General features: G+C 58.5%; 18 protein-coding genes. 13 read left to right on the top strand and 5 right to left on the bottom strand.

Annotated elements, in window-relative coordinates:
* Positions 1-14: 14 nt before the first annotated feature.
* Positions 15-3,059 carry a membrane-targeted effector domain-containing toxin gene (locus tag ACA064_RS26565; RefSeq protein ID WP_497670780.1) on the bottom strand — a complete coding sequence of 1,015 codons (3,045 nt, stop codon included), beginning with the start codon at positions 3,057-3,059 and terminating at the stop codon, positions 15-17.
* A gap of 266 nt (positions 3,060-3,325) precedes the next feature.
* Here ACA064_RS26565 and ACA064_RS26560 point away from each other — a divergent pair, with 266 nt between their 5' ends.
* Both ACA064_RS26560 and ACA064_RS26555 read left to right on the top strand, forming a co-directional pair.
* Positions 3,326-3,604, top strand: a complete 279-nt coding sequence (locus tag ACA064_RS26560; RefSeq protein ID WP_497670779.1) for a hypothetical protein — start codon at positions 3,326-3,328, stop codon at positions 3,602-3,604.
* 4 nt (positions 3,605-3,608) lie between these two features.
* On the top strand, positions 3,609-4,127 hold the full coding sequence (locus ACA064_RS26555; RefSeq protein WP_497670778.1) for a helix-turn-helix transcriptional regulator: 519 nt from the start codon (positions 3,609-3,611) through the stop codon (positions 4,125-4,127).
* Positions 4,128-4,137: 10 nt separating this feature from the next.
* Here the strand turns inward: ACA064_RS26555 and treR are convergent, their stop codons facing one another.
* The gene (treR, locus tag ACA064_RS26550; protein WP_497670777.1) at positions 4,138-4,842 is read right to left on the bottom strand and encodes a trehalose operon repressor; all 705 of its coding nucleotides are present in this window, start codon (positions 4,840-4,842) and stop codon (positions 4,138-4,140) included.
* A gap of 204 nt (positions 4,843-5,046) precedes the next feature.
* On the opposite strand from treR, the gene treP reads away from it, so the two are divergent.
* The 5 genes from treP to ACA064_RS26525 all read left to right on the top strand — a co-directional run bounded on the left by treP (position 5,047) and on the right by ACA064_RS26525 (position 12,519).
* The gene (treP, locus tag ACA064_RS26545) at positions 5,047-6,489 is read left to right on the top strand and encodes a PTS system trehalose-specific EIIBC component (RefSeq protein ID WP_497670776.1); all 1,443 of its coding nucleotides are present in this window, start codon (positions 5,047-5,049) and stop codon (positions 6,487-6,489) included.
* Positions 6,490-6,552: 63 nt separating this feature from the next.
* Positions 6,553-8,199: an alpha,alpha-phosphotrehalase gene (gene treC / locus ACA064_RS26540; protein WP_497670775.1), complete on the top strand. Its 1,647-nt coding sequence runs from the start codon at positions 6,553-6,555 to the stop codon at positions 8,197-8,199.
* A 102-nt stretch (positions 8,200-8,301) separates the two neighbouring features.
* A complete protein-coding gene (locus ACA064_RS26535) occupies positions 8,302-9,525 on the top strand; it encodes a maltoporin (RefSeq protein WP_497670774.1) in 1,224 nt (407 codons plus the stop codon).
* Positions 9,526-9,682: 157 nt separating this feature from the next.
* Positions 9,683-12,220 carry a phosphoenolpyruvate--protein phosphotransferase gene (ptsP, locus tag ACA064_RS26530; RefSeq protein ID WP_497670773.1) on the top strand — a complete coding sequence of 846 codons (2,538 nt, stop codon included), beginning with the start codon at positions 9,683-9,685 and terminating at the stop codon, positions 12,218-12,220.
* Positions 12,221-12,222: 2 nt separating this feature from the next.
* Positions 12,223-12,519 carry a PTS sugar transporter subunit IIB gene (locus ACA064_RS26525; RefSeq protein ID WP_497670772.1) on the top strand — a complete coding sequence of 99 codons (297 nt, stop codon included), beginning with the start codon at positions 12,223-12,225 and terminating at the stop codon, positions 12,517-12,519.
* Between the two features lie 69 nt (positions 12,520-12,588).
* Here ACA064_RS26525 and ACA064_RS26520 read toward each other — a convergent pair whose 3' ends face one another.
* Genes ACA064_RS26520 through ACA064_RS26510 form a run of 3 tightly spaced genes read right to left on the bottom strand, consistent with a single transcriptional unit; the run spans position 12,589 to position 14,989 of the window.
* On the bottom strand, positions 12,589-13,002 hold the full coding sequence (locus ACA064_RS26520) for a DNA polymerase III subunit chi (RefSeq protein WP_497670771.1): 414 nt from the start codon (positions 13,000-13,002) through the stop codon (positions 12,589-12,591).
* 7 nt (positions 13,003-13,009) lie between these two features.
* Entirely contained in the window at positions 13,010-13,438 is a 429-nt protein-coding gene (locus ACA064_RS26515) for a DNA polymerase III subunit chi (protein ID WP_497670770.1), read from the bottom strand.
* 60 nt (positions 13,439-13,498) lie between these two features.
* Complete coding sequence (locus ACA064_RS26510) at positions 13,499-14,989, bottom strand: leucyl aminopeptidase (protein WP_497670769.1); 1,491 nt, start codon at positions 14,987-14,989, stop codon at positions 13,499-13,501.
* Between the two features lie 317 nt (positions 14,990-15,306).
* On the opposite strand from ACA064_RS26510, the gene lptF reads away from it, so the two are divergent.
* The 6 genes from lptF (at position 15,307) to era (ending at position 22,126) form a co-directional block, all read left to right on the top strand.
* A complete protein-coding gene (gene lptF, locus ACA064_RS26505) occupies positions 15,307-16,428 on the top strand; it encodes an LPS export ABC transporter permease LptF (RefSeq protein ID WP_497670768.1) in 1,122 nt (373 codons plus the stop codon).
* Positions 16,421-17,482: an LPS export ABC transporter permease LptG gene (gene lptG, locus ACA064_RS26500; protein ID WP_497670767.1), complete on the top strand. Its 1,062-nt coding sequence runs from the start codon at positions 16,421-16,423 to the stop codon at positions 17,480-17,482. Before lptF ends, lptG begins: the two co-directional genes overlap by 8 nt.
* Positions 17,483-17,652: 170 nt before the next feature.
* Positions 17,653-19,452, top strand: coding sequence for a translation elongation factor 4 (gene lepA, locus ACA064_RS26495; protein WP_497670766.1), 1,800 nt, complete (start codon positions 17,653-17,655; stop codon positions 19,450-19,452).
* A 5-nt stretch (positions 19,453-19,457) separates the two neighbouring features.
* Positions 19,458-20,312 carry a signal peptidase I gene (lepB, locus tag ACA064_RS26490; protein WP_497670765.1) on the top strand — a complete coding sequence of 285 codons (855 nt, stop codon included), beginning with the start codon at positions 19,458-19,460 and terminating at the stop codon, positions 20,310-20,312.
* A gap of 229 nt (positions 20,313-20,541) precedes the next feature.
* Positions 20,542-21,231, top strand: a complete 690-nt coding sequence (gene rnc / locus ACA064_RS26485) for a ribonuclease III (protein WP_150641512.1) — start codon at positions 20,542-20,544, stop codon at positions 21,229-21,231.
* Positions 21,224-22,126: a GTPase Era gene (era, locus tag ACA064_RS26480; protein ID WP_497670764.1), complete on the top strand. Its 903-nt coding sequence runs from the start codon at positions 21,224-21,226 to the stop codon at positions 22,124-22,126. The genes rnc and era overlap by 8 nt, the downstream gene beginning before the upstream one ends.
* Positions 22,127-22,264 lie beyond the last annotated feature (138 nt).

Genomic DNA, 22,264 nt, shown 5'->3' with positions numbered 1-22,264 from the left:
AAGTGAACAGGCAATCAGCGGACGAATTTCATGCCCATATGTTCGAGGGCGCTGACCAACTCGCGAATGCTGGAAAAGCGTTGATTGCTGATCGACCATTTGGCGCGATTTATATAGAAATACCCTCGATCACGGTTGATGGCAGTGCGTACGATAGAGCCGTCGTTACTGCGGTGAACGAGATACGATTTACCTGGGCTGGGTTCAAGGGTAAACATGCCGCGTTGTGAAAGGCGCATTTCCATGGCGTCGGTGGATGTTTTTGGTGCGGCGACTTCGATTTGTAATCGCAAATCATTTTTTACTCTTACTTGCTCCAGTTCGTTGGTTGCAAATCTGCCTGGGTCCAATTCAATGCCGCGCGATTGCCCCGGTGCAACATCTTCGATGCGCACGCTGATTCCACCTTCCAGTTCGCTGAGTCCCGGTACGCCATCGAAGGTATTGGCATGGCTTTCGCCGACCAGGGCGACCCAGTTATGCGAGCCCCGGGCAACCTGATCGGCGTTGATGATGAGGCGGGAGAAGTAACTCATCATTTTTTGCCGCACATTCTGCGTCGCCTCTTGCAAGCCGGTGATTCGGTAGCTGCTCATACAATCGATCGCCTGGATGCGGATATGGTTCTTTTGCGCCGATTTGACCACTTCAAGAAAGGTATACCGCCCACTGGAATCGGTTCGGTGCCCCTCATCCAATGCATTAAGGTACTGCTCCAGGTCTTTTGGCATTTTTCCAGTACGGGCGAAGGTATTGAGGTCCGCCTGGTGAAAGTCAGTCAGTAGATGTTCCATGTAAAGCGTTTTGACTTTTTGTTTGGCCAGCAGCTCCATGTTCTCGATCAGGAATTGTTTGCTGCCGACCGCGGAGTGATTTTCGCCGATCACCAGGGCATGACTGTTCTCGAAAACTCGCTTGAGTATGTCTTTGGCTTTGGTGCCGGGATTGAACAGCGGAATGTTTGCTCTGGCTGGCAAGTCTGGATGCGCAAAGTAGGCCGAGGCGTCCTCGTACAAGCTTTTTCGCAACGACTTGAACTTTGACAGGGCGTCTTGCGGATTATGCAGGTTGACAGTGTGGTCACTCAGGTGGTGTTTTAGAACGCGACCATTGGCAGCCTCTTTCAACTCATCTCGCAACACCGCAGGCACATCGTATGCCGTGGGAGGCAGTTCGACATCGGGCAGTGTTCCTCTGGCTTGCCCCCAGGGCATCTTGCCGAAAATCCGCCCGCCACCTTTCAAACCGGTGCCGGTGATCGGCTCCCACCTGTTATAGGCATTCAAGCGTACCGGAACATTGCGATAGAAAGAGTAAGGGTTCGCCGGGTCGATGATGACCCAGGTGTTCATCTGGGCAACGTAGCGCACTTCGAAATGACTGGAGGATGCGCCATGACTCATCAAAATGTAGGTTTTGCCTTTGGGTGTTTCAAGAATGCCAAAGTACTTTTTTTCCCTGAAGCCCGAATAGGTGGGCTCTGTTATTTCGGTCTTGAAGGGTGTGAGAAAATCCCGCTGCTCGACCGGGTAAATGCGGCCGGGAGTGAGTTCTTCGAGGGTGGGGAGGGAGACTTGGGGAATGGCTGCTTCAGCCAGTTTTTCTTCGGGGGCGATGAACTCATTGGCCTCGGCAATCTCCGGCAGTGCACCGCTGCCTTTGAGGAGTGTGGCATTGAACAGTGTGTCCACAGCCGTGAATATGGCGCCAATGACGGCCGCTTTGCGTTCTGAGAGGGTATTAGCGTTCACCGCTTGATCGATATTCAACCCGACGTTGGCAACACCGGCACCCACCACCACAAGCGCCACCGGCCAGCCGACAGCGGCCAACGGACCAAAAAGCCGGTTGAAGGCATTCAGATAGCCGATCCACAGCTTTGTCCTTAATTCACCATTGGAGTGCATCAGATAGTTGGCATCACAGATCATGCGCACTTGTGTGGCCTGGCTCAAAAAGGTGAAGGCATCTGTGGTGATCCTTTCATCCGTGGAATTGATCAGGTGGTGATTGTCGTGCTGCCAGGCGCTGAAGAGCAGATCCAGCATGGCGTTCAGCCCGACTTGCTCGTGATCGGGCCGCTCTTTGCGTTTTGGCAGCAAGCTTGCGAAAGGAGAGCCTAGCGAGCCCAGCACCTCAATAACCGACAGCCAAAAATCGGTATTGACGTTATCCTGGGTTATTTCATGATCCGCCAGCTGAAAATGCGACATCAGGCGCTGTCGCCCGGCAGTATCCTTGGCCAACGACAATAGCCACCAATGCAGATCCCTGGGGGTTTCGAAGGCGTGAAAGCCCCAGACTTCTCCCGGTACGTAGACGATTTGCCGACCGTTACGATCAACGATACGCAGGATATCGGTAGCGAAGAACTCGCCTATTTCGAGTTTGCAAATGCGCAGCCCATCGACCGCCGGAGTGTCCGCTTGCAACATGTCGAGGGTGACCGGCCAGGAAATGTTTCCGGCCGCGGCCTTGATGACTGTCCTGAAATTATCGTCAGATAGCCTTCCGCTTTCCCGGTCCTCCATCGCTTTGGCAATAAAACTGCACTTGGCCAATGCCCTGAAATTTCCGGCGTGGCTTTTCCAGAACGAAGTCAGTTTTTCGTTGTAGCGTGATTTGAAATTAATCGCCCAGAAGTCCTTGAGCACCTCGTCGCCATGCAGGCGGATTTCGTTGGTTTCATTGTATGTCCCGACATTCGGGCCAGCGCGGTAAAACCCGCCGTAAGAGTCGAGCAGGTCCGCATTGTCCTGATCATGAACATCGAAGCGTTTTATCACCAGTTGCGGCAGAGTCAGCGATTGATGGGGTATGCCAAAGTGCTCCCGACCGGTAAAGGCCTTGGGGTTGCTCGCTGTGGTGTTGTTGAAACGATGCCAATAGACCGTTTCCGGCTCAATGTTTTGAATGCCGTGCTTGTCGAGAATCTCCTGAGCGGCTTCCCGGGCCATGGAATACATATCCGGGCAGGCATCCACCAACTCGGGAATCAATGCCTTGAGCTTCATTGCGTCTGCGGCATTGGGCAGGGAAGGGGTTTCATTGCTGTTCATATTTCTCTCTCCTTGAGAAAACCTGAAACCAAAGCTTGGCAAAAAATCAGGGAAGCAGAATCGGTTTTGTGTAAGGGGAAAAACCTTCGAAATACCCTGAAAGACATAAGGCAGCTGCACTTTCAGTCTCGTCTGTACTCTGCGCAGATCATCGTCCAGCCCTATCCGAACGGTTTTCGAAGCTCACACTTCGGATTGGGGGGAAGTGGATTTTGATGGTTGTCATTTGACAACCAGTCGATACTTGACGAGACTGGAGGCTATGGATGGCTCGTGCATCTCACCCAAAAAAAGAAATCGAAATGGCCCTGCGTCATGCCGAAGAACGAGGCTGGCGGATAGAAGTCGGCGGCAGTCACGCCTGGGGAAAGATCTACTGCCCTTTCAGAAATGACCTCTGCCGCTGTGGCGAGTTCTGTATCACCAGCGTGTGCAGCACGCCGAGGAACCCTTTCAATCACGCGAGGGCACTACGGCGAGTGGTTGATAACTGTACGACGCAGCAGGTGGGTGATGGGAAATCAGCACCTCGACTCAAGGAGTAAACTAATGGACTACATTTTCACCCTCAAGTATCAACTCGCGGAGTGCAATTGCGATCCCGACGAGTTGGTCGAACGGCTATACGCCGCAGGCTGCGATGATGCGTTGGTCGGTCTCGGATTGCCGGGTCGGCTGGCGTTGGAGTTCACCCGCGAGGCCGTGACCGCCGAAACGGCGCTATTGAGCGCGCTGATGGACGTCAAGCGCATCATTCCTGACGCTCGTTTGGTGGAGGTGGCACCGGACTTCGTCGGGCTGACGGATATTGCCGACATCGTCGGTGTTTCGCGGCAGAACATGCGCAAACTGATGCTGACTCATTGCAACAGCTTCCCGTTGGCCGTGCATGAGGGCAAGACGTCGGTCTGGCATCTGGCAGAGGTATTGAGCTGGCTGGATGCAAAGGGCGGCTACAGCCTTGAACAACCGGTGATCGACATCGCCCGTATCGCGCAAAGCGTCAATCTCGTCAAGGAATCCCGCCGGGTTGTCGCCTTGGGCGCTGAGTGGCAGGCGCTGGTTTGACGCACCCCTCTCAGCGCCGCGCCACGTCCGAGAAATAGAACTTGTCCAGGGTATGCCGCGACTCGGTGTACTCGAACTGCCGGCCGTCCTGCAGAAAGGTCTGGTTGCTGACCACGATCACATGACTCTGGCCGTCGAGGTCCAGGTGCTGCTGGTCATCCTTGCCCCGTGGCACGGCTTCGATGGTGCGCTGCGCGTAGCTGATCTGCAGGTGCAGGGTCTGTTCGATAAAGGCATAGATCGAGTGTTCGGCGATTTCGCGGTCCAGTCCCGGAATCAGTTCGGCGACGAAGTGGTTGATGTCGAGGATCACCCGTTTACCGTCGATTCTTCGCACCCGTTTGATCCGCGTGATCAAGCTGCCTTCTGGCGCCTGGATATGTTCGAGCAGGGCGCCTTCGAGAGGGAACTGGCTGAACTCCACGACCTCGGTGCGGACGTCGTTGCCCAGTCGCGGGTAGGTTTCCTGAAAGCTGACGATTCCCCCCAGTTGAAATTCGATCGGCGCCGGTGACAGGACGAACGTGCCTTTGCCGTGGACTTTTTGCGCGAAGCCACGCTCCTGAAGTTGCTCTATGGCCTTGCGCACGGTACCGCGGCTGGCCTGGTAGCTGTCCATCAATTCGGTTTCGGAGGGCAACCTGGCGCCGCGTTCCAGACGTTCGGTGGTGATGCTGGCAAGCAGATCGGTGTAGATCTGGTTGTACTTACTCATGGGATGGCTCTGTGCCGCTGTGCTCAAGGCTTGGAACCATAAGGGCAGGGCTGGGGTTTGTCCATTTATGGCGCAGCATAAAAAATATTTCGCAACTCGTCTGTACGAGTTATTGCTTTAACTCGTACAGACGAGTACTTTTCGTTTCGGCGTGCTGCCAATAACGCTCTCCAATAACAAGAAGTTAGAACGGAAGAAAAAAGCATGAGCCATGACTATCCGACTATCGCCGGCGAGATCCTGCAAAGCCTCGGCGGTACAGACAACCTCGAACAAGCTGCGCACTGTGTGACCCGCCTGCGCCTGGCGTTGAAAGACCCGAGCCTGGTCGACAACGCCACCCTGAACCAGATCGACCTGGTCAAAGGCTCGTTCTTCACTGGCGGTCTGCTGCAAATCGTCATCGGCCCCGGTGAAGTGGAAAAGGTCTACGCCGCGTTGCGTCAGCTGACTGGTCTTGCGGCCTCGACCATCGCCGACGTCAAACAGAAAAGCGCCGAGAAGATCAATCCCATGCAGCGCCTGGTGCGGGTGTTCTCCGATGTGTTCATGCCGATTCTGCCGGCGCTGATCATTGCCGGCTTGCTGATGGGCATCAACAACCTGATGGGCGCCAAGGGCATGTTCATCGAAGGCCTGACCCTGCTGGAGGCCTATCCGAACCTGAACGGTGTCTGGAGCCTGATCAACCTGATGGCCAACACCTCGTTCGTGTTCCTCCCGGCGTTGGTCGGCTGGTCGGCGGCCAAGCGTTTTGGTGGCAGTGAAATCCTCGGCATCGTGCTCGGCCTGATGCTGGTCCACCCGGATCTGCTCAATGCCTGGAACTACGGCAAGGCGGTTGCCGGCCTCGAAGGCCAGAGCCTGCCGTACTTCGACATCCTTGGACTGTTCCAGATCGAGAAGGTCGGTTATCAGGGGCAGATCCTGCCGATTCTGCTGGCGGCCTGGGTCATGAGCACTATCGAGAAATGGTTGCGGGCGCGAGTGCCGAACGCCATTCAGCTGCTGGTGGTGCCGATCACGACCATTGTGGTCACCGGTGTGTTGGCGCTGGCGGTGATTGGTCCGGTCACCCGGCACCTGGGGATCCTCATCACCGAAGCTATGGTCCTGCTGTTCGATCTGGCGCCGATGATCGGCGGGGCGATCTTCGGTCTGCTCTATGCGCCGCTGGTGATCACTGGCATGCACCACATGTTCCTCGCCGTGGACCTGCAATTGATCTCGACCCAGGGCGGCACTTTCATCTGGCCGATGATCGTTATGTCCAACCTCGCCCAAGGCAGCGCCGCGCTGGCGGTATTCACCATGACCCGCAATGTCCGGGATCGCAGCATGGCCTCGACCTCGGCGATTTCCGCCTACTTCGGCATCACTGAGCCGGCGATGTTCGGGGTCAACCTGCGCTACAAATTTCCGTTCTATGCCGCGCTGATCGGCTCGGCGCTGGGCTGCATTTTCCTGTCCCTGAACAAGGTCCAGGCTTCGGCGATAGGCGTCGGCGGGCTACCGGGTTTCATCTCGATCATTCCGCAATTCATCCCGATGTTCGTAATCGGCATGGTGATAGCGATGGTGGTGCCGTTTGTGCTGACCTGTGGGTTGAGCATGAAGATTGTCCGGCCGGGATACCGGGTCGCCTGACAGATCGCTATCGCCCGTAGCCTCGCGGTAAGGCCACCGCACAATTAATTGGAGAAACACGCCATGCAAGACTGGCAACGTTCGGTGATTTACCAGGTCTACCCGAAGAGTTTTCACAGCCACGCCGGCAAAGCCACGGGCGATTTGCTCGGGGTGGTCGCCAAGCTCGATTACCTTCACTGGCTCGGCGTCGACTGCCTGTGGATCACGCCGTTCCTGCGTTCGCCGCAGCGCGATAACGGTTACGACATCAGCGACTACTACGCCGTCGACCCGAGCTACGGGACCATGGCCGACTGCGAGCTGTTGATTGCCGAGGCGGGCAAGCGCGGTATCAAGCTGATGCTCGATATCGTGGTCAACCACACCTCCATCGAGCATCAATGGTTCCAGCAGGCCCGCAGCAGTCTGGATAACCCGTACCGCGACTTCTACATCTGGCGCGATCAGCCGAACAACTGGGAATCCAAGTTCGGCGGTTCGGCCTGGGAGTACGAGGCGCAAACCGGCCAGTACTACCTGCACCTGTTCGACCATACCCAGGCCGACCTGAACTGGGACAACCCGCTGGTGCGCGTCGAAGTCTTCAAGATGATGCGCTTCTGGCGCGACAAGGGCGTCGGCGGTTTTCGTCTGGACGTGATCAACCTGATCTCGAAACCGGCGGACTTCCCCGAGGACCAGAGTGACGGTCGACGCTTCTACACCGACGGCCCCAACGTGCATCAGTACTTGCAGGAAATGCATCGCGAAGTCTTCGAGGGCCATGACCTGATCAATGTCGGCGAGATGTCTTCCACCAGCCTCGAGCACTGCATTCGTTACTCCTGTCCTGAGTCGAAAGAACTGTCGATGACCTTCAACTTTCATCATTTGAAAGTCGATTACCCGAACCTGCAGAAGTGGATTCGTGCCGATTTCGACTTCCTCGACCTCAAGCGCATCCTTTCCGACTGGCAGATCGGCATGCAGGCTGGGGGCGGCTGGAACGCACTGTTCTGGTGTAACCACGATCAGCCACGGGTGGTCTCGCGCTTCGGTCATGACGGCGAACACCGGGCGGTCTCGGCGAAGATGCTCGGCACTGCGTTGCACTTCCTGCAAGGCACGCCGTTCGTATACCAGGGTGAAGAGCTGGGCATGACCAATCCGGGGTTCGATCACATCGACCATTACCGCGATGTCGAGACCTTGAACATCTATCGGCTCAAACGCGAGGCTGGAGAATCCGAGACGGAAAACATGGCGGCGATCATGCAGAAATCCCGGGACAACGGCCGCACTCCGATGCACTGGAATGCTCAGCCACATGCCGGTTTTAGCACCGTCGAGCCGTGGATCGGCGTGCCGGAAAACGCGGCGCTGATCAACGTCGAACAGCAACTCGAAGACCCGGCTTCGGTGCTGCATCACTATCGCCAGCTGATCGCCTTGCGCCGCAGCGAGCCGCTGATCCAGGACGGTATCTATCGCCAGCTGTTACCTGAGCACCAGCGAGTCTGGGCCTACCTGCGTGAAGGTCAGGGTGAGCGTCTGCTGGTGTTGAACAATTTCTACGCCACGACCTGCGAAGTGGAATTGCCGGAAGGGGTGATCAGCGACGCGATGGCGCAACGCCTGGTGATCAGCAACTACGCGGACTGCCCAACCCGCAATCGGCAGGTATTCCTGCGGCCTTATGAGTCATTCGTGCTGCATCTGACTGACTAATCGGAAAAATCCTTCGAGTTACATCGGCTCGCATGACTCGTGCGCGGGAAAGCTGCGCCCGACGATTGGCAGACCAACACAATAAAAATAATGGAGCGGCACTTGAAGACCACAATAAATCGCAGCCTTGCAGCATCGTGCGTATGCCTGGTATTGCCATTCCCGGCCCAGGCACTGGAGTTCTCCGGGTACTTGCGCAGTGGTGTGGGGACTTCGGTCAACAGCAGTTCACAGTCATGTTTTAAGTTACCTGGCGCGCAGACGAAATACCGGCTGGGTAACGAATGCGAACAATATGGGGAGCTGGAATTGCGCCAGGATCTGTTCACCCTCGACGATGGTTCGGTGCTCAGCGTCGACGGTATGGCGTCGCTGTATAACCAGTACGATCGCAGCCTCACCTTCAACGGCGACAACGGCTCGGTGCGCATGCCGCAGCTGTACGCGCAGTGGTCGAAGATGCCCAGCCTCAACGGCGGCTCGCTATGGGCCGGTCGGCGTTACTACAAACGTAACGACATCCATATTTCCGACTTCTACTACTGGAACCAGAGCGCCACCGGCGGCGGTATCGAGGATGTATTGATCGGCGATCTGAAGTACAGCTACGCCTTCTCGCGCAAGGACAACCTGTATCAGAAGGACTACATCAACCGGCACGACTTCAATGTCGCCGGGTTCAATACCAACCCCGGCGGCGCGCTGGAGTTCGGTCTGAGCTATATCGACAAGCCGGACAGTCGCGACGCGCACCGTGGCTGGGCGATTACCACTCAGCACGTGCAGAGTGGTTTTCTCGGCGGCAAGAACAAGCTGGCTTTTCAGTATGGCGAAGGTCCGGGTACCGGCCTTGGCTACACCGGTAATGTCAGGCTCGACGACAACAACAAGAGCTACCGTCTGGTGGAGTTCTTCGACTGGCAGGTGACCCCGCGTTTCGGTGGTCAGGTCGAGGCGGTCTATCAGAAAGACATTCGCCCGGACGGCGCCGATCAGAACTGGATTTCTCTCGGCATACGGCCGGCCTATGCCCTCACTGAACAGTTCAAACTGGTCACCGAGCTGGGACACGATCAGGTCGAGGCTCCGGGCGGCACGCGCAAGCTGAGCAAGTTCACCTTCGCCCCGACCTGGTCGCCCAAGGGCCCGGATTTCTGGGCGCGCCCGGAAGTTCGGCTGTACTACACCTATGCCAGCTGGAACCAAGCGGCGAAACGTGCGGCCAATCAATTGGCGGCGGGGTCGGCGTTGTCCGACACCGGGGCTTTCGGCACGGCGCGTCATGGTTCGAACGTCGGATTGCAGGTCGAGTATTGGTGGAAATAACTGTGCCGTCCGAAAAACCGTAGGAGCTGCGTAGGAGCTGTCGAGTGAAACGAGGCTGCGATCTTCCCAGGTCCACTTGAGTCCCAAGCGAAAGATCAAAAGATCGCAGCCTTCGGCAGCTCCTACATTTATAGAGATTAAAACAGCAGGTGAAGTCATGGCCACAACCCAACATTTGCAACTGCTGGCACCCTTGTCCGGGGTGCTGATGCCGCTTGATCAAGTGCCGGACCCGGTGTTCTCCAGTCGTCTGATCGGTGACGGCCTGTGCATCGATCCGACCTCGCAAACCCTTTGCGCACCCATGGCCGGAGTGATCAGCAATCTGCCGCGCAGTGGCCATGCGGTCAGCATTACTGACGACCGCGGTGTGCAGGTGTTGATGCATATCGGTCTGGACACGGTGAACCTGGCGGGGAAGGGCTTCACGCGGCTGGTGGAAGAGGGCCAGCGGGTCGAGGCCGGACAAGCCCTGATCGAATTCGACGCTGACTATCTCGCCTTGCACGCCCGCAGCCTGCTGACCTTGATGCTGGTGGTCAGCGCCGAGCCCTTCAGTCTGCTGACGCCGGACAGCGGTCTGGTCGAAAGCGGGCAGCCGCTATTGCGCTTGAATCTGGCCGAGCAGCCGGCCAATGCGGCGCTGGCGCCGGAGGGCGAAGCACTGTTCTCCAGGCCGCTGGTCTTGACCAACCCGAACGGTTTGCATGCCCGCCCTGCGGCGGTATTCGCTCAGGCGGCGAAGGGTTTTGCAGCGAACATTTGTCTGCATAAGCTACAGGCCAGTGCCAACGCCAAGTCGCTGGTAGCGATCATGGCGCTGCAGACCGCCCAGGGCGATACCTTGCAGGTCAGCGCGGTGGGCGAGGATGCCGAGTTGGCGATCAAGACCCTCGCCGAGTTGCTGGCGGCGGGATGTGGTGAAGCGGTCGTGGCACCATCGGCGAGTGAGCCGGTTGTCGTGCTCGAAGCGCCTTCGTTGAAAGTCTTGCGTGGCGTGTGTGCCTCGCCAGGCTCGGCGTTCGGGCGGGTGGTGCAGGTGGCCGGGCAGACTCTGGAAGTGGCGGAGTTCGGTGCCGATCAAGCCGTTGAACGCAGGCATCTGGAACGTGGTTTGTTCCAGGCAACCCAAGCACTGCAAGGTCTATGCGACAACGCCACAGGCGATGCGCAAGCGGAGATCTTCAAGGCGCATCAGCAGTTGCTGGAAGACCCAAGCCTGTTGGAACAGGCCTATGCCTTGATCGCTGAAGGGAAAAGCGCCGCGTTCGCCTGGCGCACCTCGACCGAGGCCACCGCCGAGCTGTTCAAACAACTCGGCAGCGCGTTGCTCGCCGAGCGCGCGGTGGATCTGGAGGATGTCGGCCAGCGGGTACTCAAACTGATTCTCGGCGTGCAGGACAGCGCCTGGGAGTTACCGGACCAGGCGATCCTGATTGCCGAGCAACTGACCCCGTCGCAGACCGCTGGCCTCGATACCAGCAAAGTAGTGGGCTTTGCCACCGTCGGCGGCGGCGCCACCAGTCACGTGGCGATTCTCGCCCGGGCCTTTGGCCTGCCGGCCTTGTGCGGGTTGCCGACCCAGGTACTGTCGCTGGTCAGCGGCACTCAAGTCTTGCTCGATGCCGACAACGGCGAATTGCAGCTGGACCCTGATTTGGCGACTATCGACCAGCTGCAGGCCAAACGTCAGCAGCAACGGCTACGGCATCAACGCGAACTCGAGCAGGCTTCATTGGCGGCCTGTACCCGTGACGGCCATCACTTCGAGGTGACGGCCAACGTCGCCTCGCTGCCTGATGTTGAGCAGGCGATAGCGCTGGGAGGCGAGGGGGTCGGTCTGTTGCGTTCGGAGTTTCTCTATCTGGAACGCAACAACGCGCCAAGCCATGACGAGCAAGCCGCTATCTACAGCGCCATCGCGCGCGCGCTGGGGCCGGAGCGCAATCTGGTGGTACGCACCCTGGACGTTGGCGGAGACAAACCACTGGTCTACGTGCCAATGGATAGCGAAGCCAATCCATTCCTCGGCATGCGCGGGATTCGCCTGTGCCTGGCGCGTCCCGAACTGTTGCGTGAGCAGTTTCGAGCGATTCTGAGCTGCGCCGGGCTGGCCCGCTTGCATATCATGCTGCCGATGGTCAGCCAGTTGTCCGAACTGCGCCAGGCACGGCAGATGCTCGAAGAGGAGGCACTGGCACTTGGGCTCAAGGCGTTGCCCAAGCTCGGCATCATGATTGAGGTGCCGGCAGCGGCATTGATGGCTGACCTGTTCGCCGCCGAAGTGGATTTCTTCTCTATCGGCACCAACGACCTGACCCAGTACACCCTGGCCATGGACCGTGATCATCCGCGGCTGGCCAGCCAGGCGGACAGTCTTCATCCGGCGGTGTTGCGCCTGATCGCCAGCACCGTGAAAGCCGCCCATGCCCACGGCAAGTGGGTCGGCGTCTGCGGCGCGCTGGCCTCCGAAGCATTGGCGGTGCCGCTGTTGCTGGGGCTGGGGGTGGATGAACTGTCGGTCAGTGTGCCGTTGATTCCGTCGATCAAGGCGACGATCCGTGAAGTCGAGCTGAGGGATTGCCAGGCCATCGCGCAACAGGTCCTGAGCCTGGAAAGCGCCGAGCAGGTACGCGAAGTCTTGCGCCGGCATCAACAGACAGCAGCCGTCAGCTCATTGGTCCTGGAGAACTGAATATGTTCGAGAAATTACAGAGTGCGTTCTGGAAAGCCCTGACTCCGGATCTGGTGGTGGATCAACCCAAAGCGCTTGCGCAGCCTGTGGAGACGACATCCCTGGAGCCTGGCATTGTGGCAGCGCTGGGAGGGTTGAATAACCTCAAGTCGCAACAACGCATCGCCCTGACACGGGTGCGGGTGGAACTGCACGATCAGGCACAGATAGACCCGCTGGCCCTGCGTGCTGCCGGTGTTCCGGGAGTGATGGTATTGGCGGGAGGGGTGGTGCATCTGCTGGTGGGGTTGCCGGCGTAATCGAACCGGATGGCCAGAGGGCAAGCCCCCTGGCCACGACAAACCGGTGTCAGAAGATCCTTTATCGATTCAGGCTAGATACTGGTTCAGCAACCGGTCCATTCGCGCGTCGAGGCGGCGTTTGATTTCGGTTTCGATGTGTGGCGCGAAGTCGTCGATCACATCTTGCATGATCAGTTGGGCGGCGGCGCGCAGTTCGCTGTCCAGGTGCAGGAGGGCGTCGGGACCTTTGGCGGCGACCGGTGCCGGGGCGGGCTGTGGTGCTGCGACCGGCTTTGGCGCCGGTAGCTCGGGTGCAGCTTCGAGGCTTTCGGCAGGTGGTTTGCCGCCCACTGTGTCAAACAGCATGGGGATCTGCACATCGTTGTTAACCATTTCGGTCAGCAGCGGTGGTTGCAGGTTGTCATCGCCGAGCAGTTGCCGGATCGACTCAAGGTCATCCAGCAGATGCGCGGACTTTTGCTGCGGGTTTGGAGTGTCCATCGGGTGCTCAGAGTCGCTGTAGACGGTGATCTTGCAGAGGATAGCCCTGTTCGCGGTAGAAACGGAAACTCTCCCGCGCGGCCTGACGAATAACAGGATCTTCGACCACCACTTCTGCCACACGGGCAAAGCGCTGGGCAAATGCCGGGACTTTCAGGTCCAGATTGACCAACAGATCCGAATGTTGCCCGCAATCTTCGCCAAGGCCCAGGACAATCAGCCCGTCGGGTTCGCTTTCGGCTAGACCATGGGGCACGAAGCTCTCGCCCTTGAAACTCCACAAGCGCGCATCGAGATCGTCACGCTGGGCCGCATCGCTGCAATGCAGGTAGATCCGGTGCCCCATGCGCCAGGCTTTTTCGGTGAGTTTGCAGGCGAAGTCCAGGCGCGCGGAGGGATCGGCGCTGGGCAGAATATAGAAGTCGACTTTGGTCATTGCGGGTCCTGACGCCCGGCCTGCGTCATCCACGGATGAGGCAGGCCGGGGTCTTCAGTTTCAGGCTTTGGCGCGGTCCAGCAGGTACTGGGTCAGCAGGGGAACCGGGCGGCCAGTGGCGCCCTTGTCCTTGCCGCCGCTGGTCCAGGCAGTCCCGGCGATGTCCAGGTGCGCCCAGTTGTATTGCTTGGTGAAGCGCGACAGGAAGCAGGCAGCGGTGATGGTGCCGGCTTTCGGGCCGCCGATGTTGGCGATGTCGGCGAACGGGCTGTCCAGCTGTTCCTGGTACTCGTCGAACAGCGGCAGTTGCCAGGCGCGATCGTCAGCCTGTTGGCCTGCGCTCAGCAGTTGCCCGATCAGCTCGTCGTTATTGCCCAGCAGGCCTGAGGTGTGAGCCCCCAGCGCGACCACGCAAGCACCGGTCAGGGTGGCGATGTCGATCACTGCCTGTGGCTTGAAGCGCTCGGCGTAGGTCAGGGCATCGCACAGCACCAGACGGCCTTCGGCGTCGGTGTTGAGGATTTCCACGGTCTGCCCGCTCATGGTGGTGACGATGTCGCCCGGACGGGCCGCGCCGCCGCTCGGCATGTTCTCGGCGCAGGCCAGGATGCATACCAGGTTGATCGGCAGTTTCAACTCGAGCACCGCATGCAGGGTGCCGAATACGCTGGCCGAACCGCCCATGTCGTACTTCATCTCGTCCATGCCGGCGCCAGGTTTGAGGCTGATGCCACCGGTGTCGAAGGTGATGCCCTTACCGACCAGCACGTAAGGCTTCTCGGATTTCTTGCCGCCCTGGTAGTGCATGACGATCAGGCGAGGCGGTTGATCGCTGCCCTGGCCAACGGCGTAGAACGCGCCCATGCCCAGGTCTTTGATTTTCTTCTCGTCGTGAATCTCGACTTTCAAGCCTTTGTGCGCCTTGCCGAGGTTTTTCGCCTGTTCGGCGAGGAAGCTCGGGTGGCAGATGTTTGGCGGCAGGTTGCCCAAGTCGCGGGTGAACGCCATGCCATTGGCAATGGCCTGGGCGTGGGTCACGGCGCGTTCGACTTCGGCTTGCGCGGCCTTGATGGTCAGCAGGGTAATTTTCTTCAGGCTGCGTGGTTCGGTTTTCTGGCTCTTGAACTGCTCGAAGAGGTACTCGCCGTCCACCAGGGTTTCAGCCAGCAGGCGGGTCTTGCCGTAGCTGTCGCGGCCCTGGACGATCACTTCGTCCAGCGCCAGTGTCGCGTCGCTGCCACCCAGGCTTTTGAGGGTGTTGAACAGGCCGCTGATGATTTTGCGGAACGGGCGATCACCCAGTTCGGCATCTTTACCGATACCAACCAGCAGCACGCGTTCGGCCTTGAGGTTCGGCAGGCTGTGCAGCAACAGACTCTGACCGACTTTGCCGGCCAGGTCGCCGCGCTTGAGGACTGCGCTGATGGCCCCGCCACTGAGTTCGTCGAGTTGTGTGGCGACCGTGCCGAGCTTGCGGCCTTCGCCGACGGCGACTACCAGAGTGGCGGTCTTCAACGTTTCTGGGCTAACGCTTTTTACAACCAGTTCCATGTCCGGGTCCCTGAATAAATGGTCAAAGTGCGCAGCTCAAAGGGCGTGCGCTTGGCTTATCTATATAAAGCTTGTTGATCAAAGGCGCCGGTACGTGCCAGCGACAAAGCCGCCAGTTTGAACCTCGTCGCCCGAGGCTGACAACCCTCCCATGAGTGAACTTCGCCGCTTTACGCGCCAGCTTGAGCGTGCGCAGTGACAGGCGCACCCAATCACAGGATAATGCGCCATCTTTTTTCGGCGGCTGCGCTTTGCGGCCGGTTCGAATACGTTTGCTTGTTTGGCCGCCTTAGCCTGACAACCCTGGAGTGTCTGGTTTGATCGTCTTCCGTTATCTGTCCCGCGAAGTCCTGTTGACCTTGAGCGCTGTCAGCGCCGTACTGCTAGTCATCATCATGAGCGGACGCTTCATCAAGTACCTGGCGCAGGCTGCATCGGGTGCCCTGGACCCGAGTTCGCTGTTCCTGATCATGGGTTTTCGCCTGCCAGGCTTCCTGCAATTGATTCTACCGTTGGGGCTGTTTCTCGGCATTTTGCTGGCTTACGGCCGGCTGTACCTTGAAAGCGAAATGACCGTGCTTTCGGCCACCGGCATGAGCCAGCAACGTTTACTCGGCATGACCCTGTTCCCGGCTACGCTGGTGGCGCTGATGGTGGCGTGGTTGAGCCTGAGCCTGGCGCCGCAAGGGGCGAACCAGTTCCAGCTGCTGATCAACAAACAGGACGCGCTGACCGAGTTCGATACCCTGGTACCGGGTCGCTTTCAGTCGTTGCGCGATGGCACACGCGTAACCTACACCGAGCAGCTGTCCGATGACCGCGCCAATCTGGGGAGCGTATTCATCTCGCAAAAGAATTTGTCCACCGACAAGAGCAAGGATCGCGGTATCTCCGTACTGGTTGCCCAGAGTGGGCGCCAGGAAATCCAGGAAGACGGTAACCGTTACCTGATCCTCGAGAACGGCTATCGCTATGACGGTAATCCGGGGCATGCCGACTACCGCGCCATCAAGTACGACACCTATGGTGTGCTGCTGCCCAAGCCGGATGTCAGCGACGAAGTGACCGATCGCGATGCGATGCCGACCCGGGATCTGCTGGCCAACGACGACCTGCGTTCGAACACCGAGTTGCAATGGCGGCTTTCCCTGCCGCTGCTGGTCTTTATCGTGACCCTGATGGCGGTGCCCCTTTCGCGGGTCAATCCACGCCAGGGTCGTTTCCTCAAGCTGCTTCCGGCAATTCTTCTTTATATGGCTTATCTGACCATCCTGATCGCCGCCCGTGGCGCCCTGGAAAAAGGCAAGATTCCAGCGGTGCTGGGTTTGTGGTGGGTGCATGCGATCTTCCTGTCCATCGGTCTCGGACTGCTGTACTGGGAGCCCCTGCGCTTGAAACTGGCGAGTCGCCGCAGTGCGCTGGAGATGGCCCGTGGATAAGCTCGATCGCTACATCGGTAGCAGCGTGTTCGTGGCCATTGTCGCGGTACTGGGGATCATTCTCGGTCTGGCGTCATTGTTTGCGTTCATCGACGAGATGGGTGACGTCAGCGATACCTACACCTTGCTCGATGTCTTGAGTTTCGTGTTGCTGACCGCGCCACGGCGGGTCTACGACATGTTGCCGATGGCCGCCTTGATCGGTTGCCTGATCGGTCTGGGCAGCCTGGCCAGTGCCAGCGAATTGACGATCATGCGCGCTGCCGGGGTGTCCATCGGTCGGATCGTCTGGGCGGTGATGAAGCCGATGCTGGTGCTGATGCTGGCGGGTGTGCTGGTCGGCGAATACGTAGCCCCGGCCACGGAAAACATCGCACAGGCCAATCGTTCCCTGGCTCAGGGTGGCGGTGAAGCGCAAAGCGCCAAGCATGGTTTGTGGCACCGTCAGGGCGATGAATTCATTCACGTCAACTCAGTGCAACCCAATGGCCTGCTGTACGGTGTTACCCGTTATCGCTTCGACGATCAGCGCCACATGCTGTCCTCGAGTTTCGCCAAGCGCGCGAAGTTCGATGAGGACCATTGGCAGCTGACCGATGTCACCACCACGCTGTTCCATGATGGCAGTACCGAAGTCGTCACCTTGCCTGAAGAGCGCTGGGAAGTGGCCTTGAGCCCGCAGTTGCTCAGTACCGTGGTGATGGCACCGGAATCGCTGTCGATCAGCGGCCTCTGGGGTTACATTCACTACCTGGCCGACCAGGGCTTGAACAATGGTCGCTACTGGCTGGCATTTTGGGTCAAGGTGTTGCAACCGCTGGTCACTGCCGCGCTGGTGTTGATGGCGATTTCGTTCATTTTCGGTCCGTTGCGCTCGGTGACCCTTGGTCAGCGGGTGTTCACCGGTGTGCTGGTGGGCTTCACCTTCCGCATTGCCCAGGATCTGCTGGGACCGTCGAGCCTGGTGTTCGGATTCTCGCCGCTTTTTGCGGTGTTGGTGCCCGCCGGCATCTGCGCCCTGGCCGGGATCTGGCTGTTGCGACGAGCCGGTTGACAGCGGGTTCGCCCTGCATTGGCTGGAGAAAAACGCCTCTGTCGAAAGACCGGGGCGTTTTTGCAATCACCGCCGCCCACCGGCAAACGTGACGCTGGCACCCTGGATCAGGTACAATTCCCGGCTATTTTTCGGCGGGCTATGCCTGCAGCCTTTTTGAGTGTTGATCCGTGAGTGATTTGAGTCATATCCGCAATTTCTCCATCATCGCCCATATTGACCATGGCAAGTCGACGCTGGCTGATCGCTTCATCCAGATGTGCGGCGGCTTGGCCGAGCGCGAAATGGAAGCCCAGGTACTGGACTCCATGGACCTCGAGCGTGAGCGCGGGATCACCATCAAGGCCCATAGCGTTACCCTGTATTACACCGCCCGCGATGGCATCAAGTACCAGCTGAACTTCATTGACACCCCGGGCCATGTCGACTTCACCTATGAAGTCAGCCGGTCGCTGGCGGCCTGTGAAGGTGCGTTGCTGGTGGTCGATGCCGGTCAGGGCGTTGAAGCGCAATCGGTTGCCAACTGCTACACGGCGATCGAGCAGGGCCTGGAAGTCATGCCGGTCCTGAACAAGATCGACCTGCCACAGGCCGATCCGGACCGCGTCAAAGAAGAAATCGAAAAAATCATCGGCATCGATGCCACCGATGCGGTCGAGTGCAGCGCCAAGACTGGCCTGGGCGTCGACGAAGTGCTTGAACGTCTGGTTCACACCATTCCTGCGCCGACCGGCAACTACGAAGATCCGCTGCAAGCGTTGATCATCGATTCCTGGTTCGACAACTACCTGGGCGTTGTTTCCCTGGTACGTGTGCGCCACGGCCGTGTGAGGAAGGGCGACAAGATCCTGGTCAAGTCCACCGGCAAGATCCACCTGGTGGACAGCGTCGGTGTATTCAACCCGAAACACTCCGCTACCGTTGACCTGAAAGCCGGTGAAGTGGGCTTCATCATTGCCGGTATCAAGGACATTCACGGCGCGCCGGTGGGTGACACCCTGACCTTGAGCTCCACGCCGGATGTCGACGTGCTGCCAGGCTTCAAGCGCATTCAGCCGCAGGTCTACGCCGGTCTGTTCCCGGTCAGCTCCGACGACTTCGAAGATTTCCGTGAAGCCCTGCAAAAGCTCACGCTCAACGACTCGTCCCTGCAATACACCCCGGAAAGCTCCGACGCCCTGGGCTTCGGTTTCCGTTGCGGGTTCCTCGGCATGCTGCACATGGAAATCATCCAGGAGCGCCTGGAGCGCGAGTACGACCTGGACCTGATCACCACGGCGCCGACGGTTATTTTCGAGCTGTTGCTGAAAACCGGTGAAACGATTTACGTCGACAACCCGTCGAAGCTTCCTGATCTGTCGTCGATCGAAGACATGCGCGAACCGATCGTGCGGGCCAATATTCTTGTGCCGCAAGAGCACCTGGGCAACGTCATTACCCTGTGTATCGAAAAGCGTGGCATACAGCACGACATGCTGTTCCTCGGTACCCAGGTCCAGGTGACCTACGATCTGCCGATGAACGAAGTGGTCCTGGACTTCTTCGACCGTCTGAAGTCCACCAGCCGCGGCTATGCTTCGCTGGATTACCATTTCGATCGTTATCAATCGGCTAATCTGGTGAAGCTGGATGTGTTGATCAACGGTGACAAAGTCGACGCCCTGGCGCTGATCGTGCACAAGGACAATGCGCACTACAAAGGTCGTCAGTTGACCGAGAAGATGAAAGAACTGATTCCGCGGCAGATGTTCGACGTTGCAATCCAGGCCGCCATTGGCGGGCAGATTATTGCGCGGACCTCCGTCAAGGCGCTCAGAAAGAACGTATTGGCCAAATGCTACGGCGGTGACGTTAGCCGTAAGCGCAAGCTGTTGGAAAAGCAGAAGGCCGGTAAAAAACGCATGAAGCAAGTCGGTAACGTGGAAATTCCACAAGAAGCCTTCCTTGCAGTGCTCAGGTTGGATAGTTAGGTCCTATGTCACTAAATTTCCCGCTGTTGCTGGTCATCGCCGTGTTCGTCTGCGGCCTGTTGGCGTTGCTCGATCTGGTTTTCCTGGCGCCGCGTCGGCGTGCCGCCATTGCCTCCTATCAGGGCAGCGTCAGCCAGCCTGATGGGGTGGTGGTCGAGAAACTGAACAAAGAGCCGCTGCTGGTCGAATACGGCAAGTCGTTCTTCCCGGTGTTGTTCATCGTGTTGGTGCTGCGTTCGTTCCTGGTGGAACCGTTCCAGATTCCTTCCGGTTCGATGAAGCCGACCCTGGACGTTGGCGACTTCATTCTGGTGAACAAGTTTTCTTACGGGATCCGCCTGCCGGTGCTCGACAAGAAAGTCATCGAAGTCGGTGATCCGCAGCGTGGCGATGTGATGGTGTTCCGTTATCCAAGCGACCCGAACGTCAACTACATCAAGCGTGTGGTCGGCCTGCCGGGTGACCAGATTCGCTATACCAGCGACAAGCGGCTGTTCGTCAACGGCCAGTCGGTCGCTGAACTGATGGTCGGTTCCGAGCCGGGTACACTGGGCAGTGCCGAGCTCTACAAGGAAAAACTCGGCGCTGCCGAGCACCTGATCCGCAAGGAAATGAGCCGCTACCGTTCGCCGCCGGACCGCCAGTGGGTCGTGCCCGCCGGGCATTACTTCATGATGGGCGACAACCGCGACAACTCGAACGACAGTCGTTACTGGGATGACCCAAGTATTCCCAAGGATCTGCTAGGCATGGTTCCCGACAAGAACATCGTCGGCAAGGCCTTCGCGGTCTGGATGAGCTGGCCCGAACCAAAACTCAGTCACCTGCCGAATTTCTCGCGGGTTGGCCTGATCAAGTAATCACACGCGGCGCTGTTGAACACAGCGCCGAATGCTTTTCTGGGTCTTGTAGAATGCTTCACGGCAGCGGCTTTCACCGCGGTCGATGAGCTTTGCAGGGATATCACCAAAAGCATGCAGTCAACGATATTCAGGATGTGGATTTGAACACAGCGTTAATTGTCGAGGGCCGTTGGTGCCTCGCCCCTATGGTGGTGAAATTCGACCACGAACTCAGCGTGGGTAAACCGTGAGCGTCTCTTTAAGCCGTCTCGAGCGTCAGCTCGGCTATACCTTCAAAGACCAGGAACTGATGATCCTGGCCCTGACTCACCGCAGTTTTGCCGGGCGCAACAATGAGCGCCTGGAATTCCTCGGTGATGCCATCCTCAACTTCGTCGCCGGTGAAGCCTTGTTCGATCGCTTCCCGCTCGCTCGCGAAGGCCAGCTGTCGCGTTTGCGTGCACGGCTGGTGAAAGGTGAAACCCTGGCCGTACTGGCTCGCGGTTTCGATCTGGGCGAGTACCTGCGCCTGGGTTCCGGCGAGTTGAAGAGCGGCGGTTTTCGTCGTGAATCGATCCTCGCGGATGCCCTGGAAGCCTTGATCGGCGCCATCTACCTCGATGCGGGCATGGACATGGCGCGTGAGCGCGTGCTGGCCTGGCTGGCGTCCGAGTTCGAAGGCCTGACGCTGGTCGACACCAACAAAGATCCAAAGACCCGACTGCAAGAATTCCTGCAGTCGCGTGCCTGCGACCTGCCGCGTTACGAAGTGGTGGATATCCAGGGTGAGCCGCATTGCCGGACGTTCTTCGTCGAATGCGAAATCACCTTACTGAATGAAAAAAGCCGAGGTCAGGGTGTGAGTCGTCGTATTGCCGAACAGGTAGCGGCCGCTGCAGCACTGATTGCCCTGGGCGTGGAGAATGGCCATGACTGATTCAACTGCAACTCGCTGTGGCTATGTCGCCATCGTCGGCCGCCCCAACGTGGGCAAGTCCACGCTGCTGAACCATATTCTCGGGCAAAAACTGGCGATCACTTCGCGCAAGCCGCAGACCACCCGCCACAACATGCTCGGGATCAAGACCGAAGGCACCGTTCAGGCGGTCTACGTCGACACCCCCGGCATGCACAAGGGTGGCGAGAAAGCGTTGAACCGTTACATGAACAAAACCGCTTCGGCGGCGTTGAAAGATGTCGACGTGGTGATCTTCGTGGTTGACCGCACCCGCTGGACCGACGAAGACCAGATGGTTCTCGAGCGCGTTCAGTATGTACAGGGCCCGGTAATCGTGGCATTGAACAAGACCGATCGCATCGAAGACAAAGCTGAATTGATGCCGCACTTGAGCTGGTTGCAAGAGCAGTTGCCGAACGCGCAGATCATGCCGATTTCGGCACAGCACGGTCACAACCTCGAAGCGCTGGAGCGGGTGATCGCCGGGCATTTGCCGGAAAACGAGCACTTCTTCCCGGAAGACCAGATCACTGACCGCAGCAGCCGTTTCCTCGCCGCGGAACTGGTGCGGGAAAAAATCATGCGCCAGATGGGCGCTGAACTGCCGTACCAGATCACTGTGGAAATCGAAGAGTTCAAGCAGCAGGGCAAGACCCTGCATATCCATGCGCTGATTCTCGTCGAACGTGATGGCCAGAAGAAAATCATCATTGGCGACAAGGGCGAGCGGATCAAGCGCATCGGCACCGAGGCGCGCAAGGATATGGAGTTGTTGTTCGACTCCAAAATCATGCTCAACCTGTGGGTCAAGGTCAAAGGCGGCTGGTCCGACGACGAACGCGCCCTGCGTTCGCTGGGTTATGGCGACCTGTAATCGCTTAGTCTGGATGCATTCATCACCACTGTGGGAGCGAGCTTGCTGTGGCGAGGGGGCTTGCCCCCGCTCGGCTGCGAAGCAGTCGTAAAACCATCCCGCGCGTTCTACTTGATATAACGCGGTGGCTGGTTTTGG

It is taken from the genome of Pseudomonas sp. LBUM1658, from assembly GCF_059716055.1.
The sequence above is the reverse complement of the archived record's forward strand: the minus strand, read 5'-3'. Positions and strand labels throughout refer to the sequence as shown.

Bases quoted from the DNA above. Each gene is read 5' to 3' on its own strand.
- ACA064_RS26565 (WP_497670780.1), bottom strand. From the start codon at position 3,059: ATGAACAGCAATGAAACCCCTTCCCTGCCCAATGCCGCAGACGCAATG.
- ACA064_RS26560 (WP_497670779.1), top strand. From the start codon at position 3,326: ATGGCTCGTGCATCTCACCCAAAAAAAGAAATCGAAATGGCCCTGCGT.
- ACA064_RS26555 (WP_497670778.1), top strand. From the start codon at position 3,609: ATGGACTACATTTTCACCCTCAAGTATCAACTCGCGGAGTGCAATTGC.
- treR (WP_497670777.1), bottom strand. From the start codon at position 4,842: ATGAGTAAGTACAACCAGATCTACACCGATCTGCTTGCCAGCATCACC.
- treP (WP_497670776.1), top strand. From the start codon at position 5,047: ATGAGCCATGACTATCCGACTATCGCCGGCGAGATCCTGCAAAGCCTC.
- treC (WP_497670775.1), top strand. From the start codon at position 6,553: ATGCAAGACTGGCAACGTTCGGTGATTTACCAGGTCTACCCGAAGAGT.
- ptsP (WP_497670773.1), top strand. From the start codon at position 9,683: ATGGCCACAACCCAACATTTGCAACTGCTGGCACCCTTGTCCGGGGTG.
- ACA064_RS26525 (WP_497670772.1), top strand. From the start codon at position 12,223: ATGTTCGAGAAATTACAGAGTGCGTTCTGGAAAGCCCTGACTCCGGAT.
- ACA064_RS26520 (WP_497670771.1), bottom strand. From the start codon at position 13,002: ATGGACACTCCAAACCCGCAGCAAAAGTCCGCGCATCTGCTGGATGAC.
- ACA064_RS26515 (WP_497670770.1), bottom strand. From the start codon at position 13,438: ATGACCAAAGTCGACTTCTATATTCTGCCCAGCGCCGATCCCTCCGCG.
- ACA064_RS26510 (WP_497670769.1), bottom strand. From the start codon at position 14,989: ATGGAACTGGTTGTAAAAAGCGTTAGCCCAGAAACGTTGAAGACCGCC.
- lepB (WP_497670765.1), top strand. From the start codon at position 19,458: ATGTCACTAAATTTCCCGCTGTTGCTGGTCATCGCCGTGTTCGTCTGC.
- era (WP_497670764.1), top strand. From the start codon at position 21,224: ATGACTGATTCAACTGCAACTCGCTGTGGCTATGTCGCCATCGTCGGC.